Source organism: Anaerocolumna xylanovorans DSM 12503 (genome assembly GCF_900143645.1).
In the GTDB taxonomy this organism is placed as follows: domain Bacteria; phylum Bacillota; class Clostridia; order Lachnospirales; family Lachnospiraceae; genus Anaerocolumna; species Anaerocolumna xylanovorans.
The window spans coordinates 58,929-73,751 of record NZ_FRFD01000014.1; the positions used below are offsets into that span (position 1 = coordinate 58,929).

General features: G+C 40.6%; 16 protein-coding genes. 5 read left to right on the top strand and 11 right to left on the bottom strand.

From position 1 onward, the window contains the following. Positions 1–77: 77 nt before the first annotated feature. The gene (locus tag BUF11_RS20905) at positions 78–1,559 is read left to right on the top strand and encodes a methyl-accepting chemotaxis protein (protein ID WP_073590825.1); all 1,482 of its coding nucleotides are present in this window, start codon (positions 78–80) and stop codon (positions 1,557–1,559) included. 61 nt (positions 1,560–1,620) lie between these two features. On the opposite strand, the gene BUF11_RS20910 is transcribed toward BUF11_RS20905, so the two are convergent. From BUF11_RS20910 to BUF11_RS20935, 6 genes are all read right to left on the bottom strand, one after another. Continuing rightward, positions 1,621–2,190 carry an Ig-like domain-containing protein gene (locus BUF11_RS20910; RefSeq protein WP_073590826.1) on the bottom strand — a complete coding sequence of 190 codons (570 nt, stop codon included), beginning with the start codon at positions 2,188–2,190 and terminating at the stop codon, positions 1,621–1,623. A gap of 32 nt (positions 2,191–2,222) precedes the next feature. Next, positions 2,223–2,882 (bottom strand): signal peptidase I, encoded by a 660-nt coding sequence (gene lepB / locus BUF11_RS20915; RefSeq protein WP_242952433.1) that lies wholly within the window; start codon positions 2,880–2,882, stop codon positions 2,223–2,225. A gap of 31 nt (positions 2,883–2,913) precedes the next feature. Beyond that, the gene (gene lepB / locus BUF11_RS20920) at positions 2,914–3,423 is read right to left on the bottom strand and encodes a signal peptidase I (RefSeq protein WP_073590910.1); all 510 of its coding nucleotides are present in this window, start codon (positions 3,421–3,423) and stop codon (positions 2,914–2,916) included. Between the two features lie 235 nt (positions 3,424–3,658). Continuing rightward, on the bottom strand, positions 3,659–3,916 hold the full coding sequence (gene rpoZ, locus BUF11_RS20925) for a DNA-directed RNA polymerase subunit omega (RefSeq protein WP_073590827.1): 258 nt from the start codon (positions 3,914–3,916) through the stop codon (positions 3,659–3,661). A 56-nt stretch (positions 3,917–3,972) separates the two neighbouring features. Then, entirely contained in the window at positions 3,973–4,224 is a 252-nt protein-coding gene (locus BUF11_RS20930; RefSeq protein WP_073590828.1) for a DUF370 domain-containing protein, read from the bottom strand. Positions 4,225–4,242: 18 nt separating this feature from the next. Further along, the gene (locus BUF11_RS20935; RefSeq protein ID WP_073590911.1) at positions 4,243–5,121 is read right to left on the bottom strand and encodes a YicC/YloC family endoribonuclease; all 879 of its coding nucleotides are present in this window, start codon (positions 5,119–5,121) and stop codon (positions 4,243–4,245) included. A gap of 244 nt (positions 5,122–5,365) precedes the next feature. Here BUF11_RS20935 and BUF11_RS20940 point away from each other — a divergent pair, with 244 nt between their 5' ends. From BUF11_RS20940 to BUF11_RS20955, 4 genes are all read left to right on the top strand, one after another. Next, complete coding sequence (locus BUF11_RS20940; RefSeq protein ID WP_073590829.1) at positions 5,366–7,135, top strand: Rqc2 family fibronectin-binding protein; 1,770 nt, start codon at positions 5,366–5,368, stop codon at positions 7,133–7,135. 12 nt (positions 7,136–7,147) lie between these two features. Continuing rightward, a complete protein-coding gene (locus BUF11_RS20945) occupies positions 7,148–7,960 on the top strand; it encodes a histidinol-phosphatase HisJ family protein (protein ID WP_073590830.1) in 813 nt (270 codons plus the stop codon). Between the two features lie 36 nt (positions 7,961–7,996). After that, positions 7,997–8,566 carry a TetR/AcrR family transcriptional regulator gene (locus tag BUF11_RS20950; RefSeq protein ID WP_073590831.1) on the top strand — a complete coding sequence of 190 codons (570 nt, stop codon included), beginning with the start codon at positions 7,997–7,999 and terminating at the stop codon, positions 8,564–8,566. A 158-nt stretch (positions 8,567–8,724) separates the two neighbouring features. Continuing rightward, positions 8,725–10,500, top strand: coding sequence for an oleate hydratase (locus BUF11_RS20955; RefSeq protein ID WP_073590832.1), 1,776 nt, complete (start codon positions 8,725–8,727; stop codon positions 10,498–10,500). Positions 10,501–10,573: 73 nt separating this feature from the next. Here BUF11_RS20955 and BUF11_RS20960 read toward each other — a convergent pair whose 3' ends face one another. The 5 genes from BUF11_RS20960 to BUF11_RS20980 all read right to left on the bottom strand — a co-directional run bounded on the left by BUF11_RS20960 (position 10,574) and on the right by BUF11_RS20980 (position 14,734). Further along, positions 10,574–11,230: an MBL fold metallo-hydrolase gene (locus BUF11_RS20960; RefSeq protein ID WP_073590833.1), complete on the bottom strand. Its 657-nt coding sequence runs from the start codon at positions 11,228–11,230 to the stop codon at positions 10,574–10,576. Positions 11,231–11,344: 114 nt separating this feature from the next. After that, positions 11,345–12,427, bottom strand: a complete 1,083-nt coding sequence (gene mnmA / locus BUF11_RS20965; protein ID WP_073590834.1) for a tRNA 2-thiouridine(34) synthase MnmA — start codon at positions 12,425–12,427, stop codon at positions 11,345–11,347. Positions 12,428–12,459: 32 nt separating this feature from the next. Further along, entirely contained in the window at positions 12,460–12,897 is a 438-nt protein-coding gene (gene nifU, locus BUF11_RS20970; protein ID WP_073590835.1) for a Fe-S cluster assembly scaffold protein NifU, read from the bottom strand. Positions 12,898–13,041: 144 nt separating this feature from the next. Beyond that, on the bottom strand, positions 13,042–14,229 hold the full coding sequence (nifS, locus tag BUF11_RS20975; RefSeq protein ID WP_073590836.1) for a cysteine desulfurase NifS: 1,188 nt from the start codon (positions 14,227–14,229) through the stop codon (positions 13,042–13,044). A 25-nt stretch (positions 14,230–14,254) separates the two neighbouring features. Continuing rightward, positions 14,255–14,734: an RrF2 family transcriptional regulator gene (locus BUF11_RS20980; protein ID WP_073590837.1), complete on the bottom strand. Its 480-nt coding sequence runs from the start codon at positions 14,732–14,734 to the stop codon at positions 14,255–14,257. Between the last annotated feature and the right edge of the window lie 89 nt (positions 14,735–14,823).

The following is a 14,823-nucleotide window of genomic DNA, read 5'->3' on the forward strand; positions in this document are numbered from 1 at the left end:
TTCAGGATTAAATATGTGCTTTTACGACTCATAGTGTTATAATAATATCATTGCTGAAACATATAGGAGGACTTACGATGAAAAAACAAGATACTTACGATTATAAGAGAGTTGATGTGGTTAACTTAATTATTACAATTGCACTCGTTATATTACTCTGTATACAGAATGTCATTACCTACGGTATTGCCGGCAGTATTACTTCTTTATTATCCGGAGCTCTTATTTTGGTAATTTCATTTATTAATTACCTGGTTCCTATTAAACAAAATGTAAAAGCGTTAATATTTTCCATCCTTCCGGCATTGGTTATTACAGCCCTAATGTATACTGATAAATTTGAAGTGAACAACCATTATATACTGATATTGACAATTGCAATGGTGGGTCTTTATTTTAAAAAGGAGCTAATTGTGATTCACGGTATTTTCCTTAATGTTGCTCTCAACCTCGTATATGTTTTAAATCATGAAGGGGTTATGGGAATGGATACCGGTACAGGCAGTTATGTCAAAATCCTGCTTCTGATGAACGGTATTCTGGTTTTGCTGTTCTTTCTTGCAAAGTGGGGAAACGAGGTTGTAGGGAAAGCAAATGAAAAAGAGACGGAAGCCAGAAAGCTGTTGGAAACACTGGAGATTACGTTTCAGGCAATGGAAAAGGGATCAAAATCCTTAGATACCAATGTCAGTACTGTAAACACGCAATTATATGGAATCAGCACGGCCAGCAAGGATATTTTGAATTCGGTACAGCAGATGGCTGCTGCAATACAAGAGGAAGCAACCGGTGTATACCGGGTTAATGAATCCATGATAACTTCTATGCAGGTAATGAATCAAAGCATTGACATTTCGAAAGGTGTTGTGGCCAAATCCAGCGATATGGCAAATAAAGTAGAGGATGGATGGAATAAAATACATGAGGTTTCCAACCATATGAATACGGCAACCACAGCAATCGGTATGACGGCGGCAACCGTTAACGAACTGAAAGACAGTCTTGGGGAAATCAATACACTGTTAAACGGAATAAAAACAATCGCAGGACAGACTAATCTGTTAGCATTAAATGCATCCATTGAATCTGCCCGTGCAGGCGAGCAGGGAAAAGGCTTTGCCGTTGTAGCGGAACAGATTCGCGCATTATCGGAACAAAGCAAAGGAATCGTTGCAAATATTAATGATGTAACGGAGAGTATCTTTACAAAATCTGAACTCGCCTCAAAAATGTCTGTGGAGGGAGAAAAGGCTACAACAGATGGAATTAGCATTATTCAAGAGGTTGCAGAATATTTTACAGATATCAGGAATTCCTACATTGAAACCAATTCGGCATTATCAAAAAATATGAATCAAATAGCTGCAGCTGCAAAAGACTTCACTGAAATCCAGGAACAGATTACCCATATGGCCAGCATAGCAGAAGAAAACTCCGCATCTACACAAGAAATCTTTTCTATTATAGAAGATGAAAATTCCCAAATTAATGGAATCAATTCCTCTGTACAGGAGGTAACTAATCTAAGTAAGGTATTAAAGGAACTTTCTGTGAGATAATTATAAATGCATCCATATTGAGCTTTCTGCTTAATATGGATGCATTACTTTGACTTTATTTTTATCTTACAGCAACCCGGCAGGTTAAGAGCTTTCCTTCAACCTTTGCATAGATTACTACCCAGCCCTTTTTCTTTGCTTTTACCTTGCCAAAACGGCTTACTGTTGCTATTTTCTTATTTCCGCTATACCACTTTACTCTGCCATTTGGCCCCTTTATATAAAGTCTGCAGCTATTTCCTCTTGACAGCGTAAGCTTTTTGTGGCTGATATCAATTACCCTTACCCTGCATTTACGCTCTCTGCCGTCAAAACGGATACGGATAAAGGTTGTTCCCGGCCTGTACGCCGTTACCGTTCCAAAGATGCTGACATCTGCAACTTTTATATCAGTAGAAGAATAGGTTACTCTCTGATTGAGCCTGATAAGATAAAGATGGAATTCTTCACCTTTCTTTAAGACAACATCCTCTGCATTCATCTTCTCTGAAAACGGATCAAAGAGATTGGTTCTGTAATAAATGGAAGTATGGGGAATTACCAGATACCACAACAGCCCTACAAAAGCAATATAATAAATAATTGAGACTGGTCCCTGAAAACGGAATAAGCGAAAAAACTTGCTTTTCATTTCTTATCCTTTTTCGCTTTTCTTACTATATCTTATTCCAAAAGTCCAAATTTATTCAAAGGCCACACTCTAAGTATTACTTTCCCTCCGATATTATCCTTCTTAACAGGTCCGACCTCTTCATACCGGCTGTCAAAGCTTACTTCCCTGTTATCTCCCATAACAAAATATTCATCCTCTGCCAGGGTAATAGGATTCGCGGCAATTCCGGCTTTGGTTATAGGCTCCTTGCCGTAATGCTCTGATATTTTCTTATCATTGATATAGATGTCTTCCCCTTTAATCTGCACGGTTTCGCCCGGAAGCCCGATAACACGCTTTACATAGTACTCCTTATTCTCCCTGCCATAGGGATAGAACACGATAATATCAAAACGCTTTAAACCATCCAAATGGTAACTGATTTTCTCAACCATTAACTGGTCACCGTTGTGAAGGGTATCTTCCATAGAAGGTCCGTCTACGATTGTCTTTTGGATGACATAGGTAGGAATTATATATAAACAGACAAAGAAAATAATTGCATAGGTGATTAAGTCCTTTATAATAGACCGCCGCCTGGATTTTTTCATCTCTTTGGTTACATCACTGTCTAAAACCTGTACTTCTTCATTTGTTCCATTATTATCAGCCAGCTCCTCGTTTGCTTCCTTTGCAAAAGAATCGGCATATTCTTTTGGCTCCTGTTCCATATTCCGGTTTCCTTCCATTTCAATAATATAACTACTGGTGCTTTAAAACACCCACGCCATTAAGAGGCCATATTCTGACCCATGCTCTTCCTAAGATACTCTTTCTCTTAATCACGCCTACAGCAGGATTTCTGCTGTCCTTACTGTTATTGCGGTTATCTCCCAATGCAAAATACTCGTCAGATGCAAGCTTAACAGGTTCATTTGCAATACCGGCATCTTCTATTAAAGCATTCCCATAATCTTCTTTTAGTATTTCGCCATTGATATAAATATCGCTTCCGATGATTTGAACGGTTTCTCCCGGAAGTCCAATAACTCTTTTTATATAATATGTCTTTTTGTCCTCTGCGTAAGGCCTGAAAACAATAATGTCAAAACGCTTGGGATCTCCCGTTTCATAAGATATCTTTTCTAATATTAAATGATCTTCATTGTGAAGCGTCGCCTCCATGGAGCTTCCGCTTACCTCAATCTGCTGTCCCACATAATTATGGATTAACAGCACCGCTGCAATAATCAGTGCAAAATAGATTAACATATCCCTTATATCTTTGCCGTAACCGGATTTGCTGCTATCCTCTGTCTCTTCCTTCTTAGGGCTTTCCTGTCCGCCGGCAATTTCTTTCTCTTTTGCCTCCCCTTTAACCCGGGAAGCTTCCTCGTCTTCTATTATCTTCTTATCTTCCATTTTAACCTACCCCATGCATTTCGCAAACCAGAACCCCTGTTCATAAAAGAAGGCACTCCCGCTAAACAAGAATGCCTCTCTCTATTTATTCGGATTTGCTATCCTTTCCCGCTTCTTCATCATTTAGTATCTTAACCTTAGACTGATACATTTCTTCTACTGCTATGGATAAGGGCTTGGAAGTAGTAGTACGAACCAATGGTTCTGCTCCGCTGATTAACTGTCTGGCTCTTTTTGCTGTAGCAAGTACAATGGAGTAACGGCTGTTGACTACCGGCTGCTCTCCGGGTTCAACGTCACTGTTGACTACCTTCATTAAGTCTGTATAGGATGGATGTAACATATTGTTTTTCCTGCCTTTCGCTTTATATTAATTGAATTTATTATCAAATGGTATTTTTATTCTGAAATCTCTTTCATATTTACACGGTTTGAAATGGTGTCCGGCAGCAGGGATGATAACACCAGATGCCCGCTGTCCATAACCAGCACTGCTTTGGTTTTTCTTCCGCAGGTCGCATCAATAGCATTGCCTGCATCTTTGGCATTCTGAACCAGTCTTTTGATTGGGGCCGCCTCCGGACTGATGATACCGACTATTTTATCGGCATTTACTACATTTCCAAAACCAACATTAATTAATCGATTCACTTTGCCTCACCGCCTCATTTATTCAATGTTCTGAATCTGCTCTCTGATTTTTTCAATCTCTGTCTTTAAATCAATAGCCATATTGGTAATATCAATATTATTGGCTTTTGAAAGGATGGTATTGGCCTCCCTGTTCATTTCCTGGGCAATAAAATCCAGTCTTCTTCCGACTTCTTCCCCCTGATTTAAGCATAAGAGCATATTTTCAATGTGGCTTTTTAATCTGACGGTCTCCTCGTCCACGCAAATCTTATCTGCATAAACAGTAACCTCTGTAGCTAAAATACTTTCTTCTACCATGGTATCCCCCAAAAGCTCTTCCACCTTGCTTCTAATCTTTTCACGGTATTCGGTTACAAGCTGGGGTGATTTTTCTTCAATAGTATAGACTACTAAAAGCATACCATTTAATTTATCACTTAAGTCTTTCCTTAGATGTTCACCTTCCTGACTGCGGGATTCCACCATCTGCGTACAAGCACCGGTAACGGCTTCCTCAATCAGATGCCATATCTCCTGTTCATCAGACTGCTCTTCTTCCAATGTAAAAACTTCCGGATAGGAAGCCAGAACAGATACTGTTATATCATCCTTTATTTCAAAGGTAGCAGCCATCTTCTTTAGATTATCGTAATATTCCTTCGCTATGGTCTCGTTATATTTCACACAGACACTGTTTTCCTGATGTTCTTCATAGCTGATAAATACATCGACCTTACCACGGCTAAGGTATTTCTTCAAAATGCTTCGAATCCCAGCCTCATAAAAGCTTAGTTTCTTTGGTATCTTGATATTAATATCAAGGTACCTGTGGTTTACCGCTTTCATTTCCACAACAACCTTGCGCTCTGCATCTGCCTTCTCGCAGCGCCCGAAGCCAGTCATACTTTTTAACATGATTTCACGTTCTTTCATTATTCATTTTTATACCAGCCTTTTAAAGGCATTTCATCTAATTATAATGGAAATACCTGTACAAGTCAAGGTTTGAGTTTGAATTGATTACAGCAAATGCGGCCAGATAAATATTCACCGCTTCTTGCATGCCGCTTCATCAAATGGTATACTCTATATATCTGCTGGTTTCACTGATAAACCAGGTATTTTACAGATAGGATTAAATATTTGAAGGAGAATAAAAATGGCTCTGGACGGATTTGTAGTAGCCAACGTCGTTTCGGAATTAAGAGATAAGCTGGTTGACGGAAGAATATCCAAGATATCCCAGCCCGAAAAGGATGAATTGGTATTAACCATAAAAAGAGGAAAAGATAGTTATAAGCTTTATTTATCAGCCAATGCAAGCCTGCCGTTAATCTACTTAACGGAGGAATCCAAGCAAAATCCCATGGTAGCACCGAGCTTTTGCATGCTTTTGCGTAAGCATTTGAATAGTGCCAGAATTCTGGATATTTTACAGCCGGGACTGGAACGTATTATCCTGATTAAAATTGAACACTTAAATGAAATGGGGGATTTATGTATTAAGTACCTCATTATCGAAATTATGGGAAAACACAGTAACATTATCTTCTGCGATGAAAATGAGATTATTGTGGACAGTATCAAAAGAATCTCCCATATGGTAAGCTCTTTAAGGGAAGTACTTCCGGGAAGAACCTATGTAACCCCTAAGACCGGCGAGAAAGCAGACCCCCTTACCGTAACCTTTGATGAGTTTAAATCCAGCGTTCTTAGTAAGCCTATGCCCTTAGATAAGGCCATCTATTCTGGACTTACAGGCTTTAGCCCCCTTATGGCTTCGGAATTAATACACCGCGCTTCCTTAGACTTTTCTCCTGCTGCCAATGGACTGACAGAGGAAGAAGGCTTGCATTTATTCCGTAATTTTGAGCATATGAGGGAGGATTTAGTTAATCTGAAATTCACACCGAATATCGTCTATAGCGGCAAGGAACCGGTAGAATTTTCCTGCTTTCCCTTAAGCTGCTATAAGGATCTTGAAGTACGCACAGAGAATTCTGTGTCAAGGGTTTTGGAGACCTTTTACTCCTCCAAGAATACAGTCTCAAGAATACGCCAAAAGTCTACGGACCTTCGAAAGATTATAACAAACGCCATGGAAAGGGCGGTTAAAAAGTACGATTTACAGCTTAAGCAGCTAAAGGATACGGATAAAAGGGACAAGTACCGGATATACGGCGAGTTGATTAATACCTATGGCTATCAGGTAGAACCGGGAGCCAAGTCCTTTCAGGCTCTTAATTATTACAGCAATGAAGAAATTACCATTCCTTTGGATGAAACTCTTACACCTGCGGAGAATGCCAAGCGTTACTTTGAAAAGTATAACAAATTAAAGAGAACCTATGAAGCCCTGACAAAGCTTTCAGAGGAAACAAGGACAGATATCGAGCATCTGGATTCCATTAAGACTTCTTTGGATATTGCCCTGGCAGAGGAAGACCTTGCTGCTTTAAAAGAAGAACTTATGGAGTTTGGCTATATGAAGCGCAAATTTTTAAAAGCTCCCGGAAGCAAAGGCGGTGGTAAGGCTAAGGCTGCAAAAAAAGTCAACAGCAAGCCCTTCCACTATATTTCTTCCGATGGCTTCCATATGTATGTGGGTAAGAATAATTATCAGAATGACGAATTAACCTTTAAGTTCGCCACCGGTGGGGACTGGTGGTTCCACACCAAAAAAATCCCCGGCTCTCACGTTATCGTAAAGGCCAATGGAAGTCCCCTTCCCGACCGTACATTTGAGGAAGCAGCCAGCCTTGCTGCCTACTACTCCAAGGGCCGTGAGAATGACAAGGTAGAAATTGACTATACAGAGAAAAAGAACGTCAAAAAGCCAGGCGGAGCCAAACCCGGATTCGTTGTATACTATACCAACTATTCTATGGTAGCACCCCCAAGTATTGAGGGGCTAAAGAGCGCAGACTAAGGAGGCATTGTTTTGATAAGAGCAGATTACCATGTACATTCTGAATTTTCCAGTGACTCTACTACCCCTATGGAGGATATGATAGAGAAAGCAATTGAGATCGGCCTTGAGAGGATTTGTTTTACAGATCACATGGATTATGATTTTCCGGTAATATCAGATTATACTTTTGTATTCGAGCCAGAGGATTATTTTCGTAAACTGGCAGAATTAAAGGATAAGTACGAAGGAAAAATAAAGATACTACAGGGAGTCGAATTAGGCCTCCAACCCCATCTGGGTGAACGCTATCAAAAGCTGATACAGGATTATCCTTTTGATTTTATGATTGGTTCCACCCATTTGGTGAACAAGCTTGATCCCTATCTGCCAGAATACTGGGAAGGCCGCCTAAAGGAAGAAGGAGTACGCCTGTACTTTGAAGAAATAACAAAGAATCTTATCAATAATCCCTGCTTTCTCATAAACGGACACCTGGATTATATGATACGCTATGCCCCGGATACGAATAAGGATTTTACTTATAAGAATTACGCCGATACCATTGATACCATGCTTCAGACTATCATTGAAAAGGGCAAAGGTATTGAGATTAATACCTCCGGTTTTAAATACGGCCTGTCCGTTCCGCATCCTCATACGGATATCCTAAAGCGCTACAGAGAACTTGGCGGAGAATTGATAACCATAGGCTCCGATGCCCATAAAACAGAACATCTTGCCTTTGATTTTGACCGGGCAGAAAAACTTCTGCTGGATTTAGGCTTTCGCTATTATGCGGTATATGAAGAACAAAAACCAATCTTCCTGCCCTTCGGATATTAGACGGCTTAGAATGTCATTTATAAGGAGGAAAGTTATTTGGCACAGCAATATACCAGAAAAATGATTCGTGATGTATTTGTCAGGATGTTGAATGACCGGCAGCTTAATAAAATTACGGTTACAGATATTGTCACGGCTTGTGAAATCAACCGGAATACATTCTACTACCACTATCCTGACATCTACTCGGTACTGTCCGAAATCTTTCAAACAGAAATGCAAAAAGTAATCGATGAATATAACGATACCCGCTCCTGGGAAGAAAGCCTGGTATCGGCAATGAGTTTTGCTATAAAAAATAAAAAGGCCGTATATCATGTATATAACTCCATTCAAAAAGAGGAATTGGAAAAATATCTGTTTGAAATCTCAGGCAATGTAATGACGCATTATGTGGATACCGTCTGCCAGAATATTAATGCTTCTCCTGATGATAAGCACATAATTGTATTATTCTATCAATATGCCCTCACAGAAATGCTTATAAATTGGGTTGCTTCCGGCATGAAAGAGGAGCAAAAGCAAATCATTTACCGGACAGGCCTGTTATTTAACGGCAATATAGAACGCTCTTTGCACAAAAGTGCTGAACTAAGTGAGAAATAAATAATTTTTATACCAGGCAAATAGAGAGAAATGTCTAAAAATTCATCACGAAAGCGGATGTGCCCAAAATTCATACACCCGCTTTCTTTTACCTGTTGTCCCCCCTCCCCTTTCCCTATAGAATATCTCTATGATACAAAATTAAAGGAGGTATTCTTATGTATTACAGTAATGGCAATTATGAAGCTTTTGCACGTCCATTAAAACCGGAAGGAGTTGATAATAAATCCGCTTATCTTATCGGTTCCGGTCTTGCTGCACTGACAGCAGCCTGCTATCTGGTACGTGACGGTCAAATGAAAGGTGAACATATTCATATTCTGGAGAAAGATAAACTTCCAGGCGGCGCTTGTGACGGTTATAACTATGAAAATATCGGTTATGTGATGCGCGGCGGCCGTGAAATGGAAAGCCACTTTGAATGTATGTGGGATATCATGCGCTCCATCCCGTCTATAGAAACCAAAGATATTAGCGTATTGGATGAATATTACTGGCTTAATAAGCGCGATCCCAACTATTCCTTAATGCGTGCAACCATCAACCAGGGGGAGGATGCCCATACAGACGGTAAGTTCGGCCTGTCAGAAAAAGGTTCTATGGAGATCATGAAACTGTATTTTACTCCCGATGAAGCCCTCTATAATAAGCGCATTGATGAAATGTTCGACAGCGAAGTATTTGACAGTAATTTCTGGTTATACTGGCGCACTATGTTTGCCTTTGAGAATTGGCACAGCGCCCTGGAGATGAAGCTGTATCTAAGACGTTTTATTCATCTGATTCAAGGTCTGCCTGATTTTAAAGCCTTGAAATTCACAAAATATAACCAATATGAGTCCTTGATACTCCCTATGATAAAGTACCTGGAATCCCATAATGTCCAGTTCCATTATGATACAAAGGTTGTAAATGTGGAATTCGATATAGAAAAAGATAGGAAATTGGCCAAGAAAATTGTATTTATTCGTAATGAAAAGGAAGAACATATCCGCCTGACAGAAAATGATCTCGTATTTATTACAAACGGCGGCTGTGTTGAGAATTCCGCTCTCGGAGATCAAAACCATCCGGCACCCTTTCATTATGAGATTAAGACAGGTGGCGGCTGGGATATGTGGCGTAAAATTGCGGCTCAAGGCCCTGCTCTTGGAAATCCTGATAAGTTCTGCTCTAATCCCGAGCAAAGCAACTGGATGTCTGCTACTGTCACCACCCTTGATGATAGGATTCCGCCATACGTTGAGAAGATCTGCAAGCGTGATCCTTTCAGCGGAAATGTTGTTACCGGCGGTATCGTAACAGCAAAAGATTCCAACTGGCTCCTTAGCTGGACCTTTAACCGCCAGCCCCAATTTCGCAATCAGCCAAAAGACCAGCTGACCGGCTGGATTTACGGATTGTTCAGTGACAAGCCCGGAAATTATGTAAAGAAAACCATGCGCGAATGCACCGGTAAGGAGATCTGCATGGAATGGTTATACCATATGGGTGTACCTGAAAGCCAAATCGAAGAACTGGCACAGCACAGTGCAAATACAATACCCTGCATGATGCCTTATATAACAGCCTTCTTCATGCCCCGCAGCAAAGGAGACCGTCCCGATGTTGTTCCCGAAGGCAGTGTAAACTTTGCATTCCTTGGACAATTTGCGGAGATTAAACGAGACACGATATTCACTACGGAATATTCCTGCCGTACCGGTATGGAAGCGGTTTATACACTGCTTGATATTGACCGTGGCGTCCCTGAAGTATGGGCAAGCACTTTTGATGTGAGGAACCTTTTGAATGCAACGGTTCAGCTGCAGGATGGCAGGAGCTTATCAGAAACCAATCTTGATGAAAAACAAAAGGCTGCTATAAAAGAACTGCTTGGCAAAATCCATAATACAGATATTGAAAAGCTGCTGAAAGAATACCATGTTATTTAAATAATACCCTTATATATCGAAACAGACTTAAATTACGGTACGGATAAAAGTGAGCTTTGCAGGTACCAGACGGTCAGTCCCTCCGTTTGCTGCCTGCAAGGCTTTCATTAATATTATTCCACACTTCTTTTTTTAGAATTGTATTATGTCCCGATAAGCAGATGTCAAACTCCAATTCCTTATATTTATTGACCGTATCCTCATAAACTTCTCTGTCGCAATACAGGCTTGGTACGATATCCTCCTCGCTGTCGCCGACATTATCTCCTGCAAACAGCACCTTCTCTTCCTCGTCCAAAACGCTGATGGAATCAATTGTATGCCCGGGCGTATGGAATAATCTTATTCTGTCTTCTGTAAATATAAGTTCCTTATCGAATACCAGATTAGGAAGCCCCTTAAGAATCTCACCCATACGGTAATTGCCATTCTTTTGAAGCATTTCATCCCATTTGCTTTGAATCATATCTTTGCACAGCTTATGGGAGACTATTATACCTTCTTGAAAAGAACCGTTTCCCCATATATGATCCCAATGGTAATGGGTGTTTATCACAATGGTTTCTTTTCCTTTTAAATACTCTTTCATTGGTTCAATGCAAAGAGAACCCAGTCCTGTATCTATCAGGTAATTGTATTTTCTCCCCCGGATCAAATACAGGTTTAAGTCCCAGCCCGGCTCATCGTAGGTAAACAAAATCCCCCTGTTCTTTATTCTATTAATTCTCATCAAATCACTCTCCTCTTCCGTTTTATATACCCATTAAGTTTTCTTCCCCTTGGCTTTTGCCCACTAAAAAAACCGGATTTGTCATATTAATGAATACAAATCCGATTTCAATTCTTAAGCCCTTATGATGGTTCCTCCGCCAAGCACATAATCCCCGTCATAGAACACTACTGCCTGTCCGGGTGTTACTGCCCTTTGAGGTTCTTTAAAACAACATTCTACAAGGTCTTCACTGTTTTTGCGTATAACTGCCTTCGCGCCTCTGTGGTTATACCGGATCTTAACATCTACCTCCATCTCACCCTGTAAATCTTCTACAGACATGAAATTAAGATTGTTGGCATAAAGTTTCTCGGAAAAGACCTCTTCTCCCGTACCGATTACCACTTCATTCGTATCCGGACGGATATCTATTACAAATACCGGGTAGCCCAATGCAAGGTTTAGACCCTTACGCTGTCCGACGGTATAATGGATGATTCCCTTATGTCTTCCGATAATCCTTCCATCCGTAGTTACAAAATCACCTGCCTTGGCTTCCTCCCCTGTATATTCTTCAATGAACTTTGCGTAATCCTTATCGGGAATAAAGCATATTTCCTGGCTGTCCGGCTTGGAGGCAATCCTTAGATTAATCTTCTTTGCAATTTCTCTTATCTCATTCTTATTGTAGTCACCTACAGGCATCAGAGTATGGGATAATTGATGCTGAGTCAGGTTATATAAGGCATAGGTCTGGTCCTTTTCTGTCGTAACGGATTTTTGAAGTGTATACCTTCCATTCTCTAATTGCACTACCTTGGCATAATGTCCCGTTGCGATATAATCAGCTCCGATATCCAAAGAGCGCTTCAAAAGAGATTCCCATTTTACGTACCTGTTACAGGCAATACAGGGATTGGGGGTATTACCGCTTTGGTACTCCTTTACAAAGTAATCCATGACGGCACACTTAAACTCCTGTTTAAAATTCATAACATAGTAGGGAATCTCAAGGGCAAAAGAAACTCTTCTGGCATCATCTACAGCACTTAAGCCGCAGCAGCCGCCGCTTTCTTCCTGAAGAGACCTTTCCTCATCCTGCCATATCTGCATGGTAACTCCGATAACCTCATATCCGGCTTCCTTTAAGAGATAAGCAGCTACAGAGGAATCCACTCCTCCTGACATCCCGACTACTACTTTCTTCTTGTCCAAACTAATCCTCCTAGCTCCTATTGCGATACTGCTTAGTACTCTTCCCTTGGCTCTTCTTCACTGATATCAGACTTCGGTTTTTCCAGTCCTTCAATTACAATACTGTTCTTTTCTGCATAATCCCAAAGTGCTGCATGGATTGCTTCTTCAGCCAACAGAGAACAGTGAACCTTAACAGGAGGCAGCCCATCGAGAGCATCCATAACTGCCTTATTCGTAATCTTTAGTGCTTCATTGATGTTCTTACCCTTTACCAGCTCAGTTGCCATGCTGCTGGTAGCCACTGCAGCACCGCAACCAAAGGTCTTGAATTTTACATCCTTTATAATACCCTCTTCATCAATATCCAGATAGATACGCATGATATCACCGCATTTAGCATTTCCTACGGTACCGACACCACTGGCATCCTCTATCTCTCCAACGTTTCTGGGATTTGTGAAATGGTCCATTACTTTCTCACTGTACATCTTAATTCCTCCGCTATTTCCTACCATTTAGGAATTCTTTTATAATTTATATCTGTTCTGTATTTATTTTTATTTTGGGTTTATTTTATATTCCCATCCTGTTATTACTTTTCTGAAAACCACACGCAATGCATTTCTATGCTCTTACTGCCTGCTCATACCCTTTACAAAATCCTCATAAAGAGGTGACATGGAACGCAGCTTTGCAACAATCTCTTTGGTAGTATCCACTACATAATCCATCTCTTCTTTGGTATTATCTTCACAAAGTGTAAGACGCAAAGAGCCGTGTGCAATCTCATGAGGAAGTCCAATTGCTAAAAGCACATGGGAAGGATCCAGTGACCCGGAGGTACAGGCAGAGCCGCTGGAGGCACAGATATTTTGCATATCCAGCATGATTAAAAGGGATTCACCTTCAATAAATTGGAAAGCAAAGTTCGCATTGTTAGGCAATCTCTTGGTTCTGTGTCCGTTTAACCTTACATAAGGAACTTCCTTTAAAACCCTCTCTATGAGATAATCTCTTAATTCAATTTCTTTTTTCTGGCGTTCCTCCAGTGTACTCATGGCAATCTCAACCGCTTTGCCAAAGCCTACGATACCCGGTACATTTTCTGTTCCGGCTCTTCTTTGCCTCTCCTGGGCTCCGCCGTGTACAAAGGATCTTAACTTAAGACCTTTCCTTATATATAAGAAGCCAATGCCCTTAGGGCCGTTAAGCTTATGTCCGCTGGCACTAAGCATATCAATATTCATGTCTTTTACATCAATATTTACCTGTCCAAAAGCCTGAACCGCATCCGTATGAAAAAGAATATTGTTGGCCTTTGCAATTTCACCGATTTCCTTAATGGGCTGGATTGTTCCAATCTCATTGTTTGCTGCCATAATGGATATTAATATAGTAGTAGGTCTGATAGCCTTTTTTAATTCCTCTAATTTCACAACACCATTTTCATCTACATCAAGATAAGTAACTTCAAATCCCTTCTTCTCCAGGTATTCGCAGGTATGAAGGACAGCATGGTGCTCAATCTTGGAAGTGATAATGTGATTTCCCTTATCACTGTAGCTTTCAGCAGTGGCTTTTAAAGCCCAGTTATCAGACTCTGTTCCTCCGGCAGTAAAATAAACATCACTGCTCTCGGCATTTAATGCCTTGGCAATTGTATTCCTGGCTTCATCCACAGCTTTTTTATTCTGTGTGGCAAGCTCATAAACGCTGGAGGGGTTTCCAAAATACTCTGTAAAATAAGGTAACATAGCCTCCACTACAGCAGGACGTGTCTTTGTTGTAGCTGCATTGTCCAAATAAATCTTTTTTTCCATCTGTGTCATCTCCTAAATTGATATCTTATTGCCCGCATGAAGGCTTAATACGGGGTTCTCTGCCCTCAGACGCACTTTCATTTGTTATGCGCCTGCCCTCTTCCAGCAGTTCCGAGAGGAGCATAGTATCCACCGTATTGTTTATACTATCACTAATACGCATCCAGACATATTTTGTTACACATGAATTAGCCCCTACGCAGGTATTACTGCTGCCTTCAATCTCTGCACAGTCTACAGGATTTAAGTCTCCCTCAAGAGCTCTTAAGATATCTCCTACCGAAATTTCCTCCGGCTTCCTTGCCAGAACATAACCACCCTGGGCGCCACGGATACTGTTAACTATCCCCGCCTTCTTTAACTTGGCAATTAACTGCTCCAAATAGCTGATTGAGATACCCTGTCTTTCTGCAATAGAACTTAGAGCCACAGCTTCATCCTCACTGTTTAAAGCCAGGTCAACTACCGCTCTTAAGCCATATCTTCCTTTCGTAGATAATTTCATTGTACCACCTCTCTATTAGCTGCTGAAATCCCTACTATTTTATTTCCGAGTAAAATAGTGTACATTACACACATAATAGCATTGTCAAT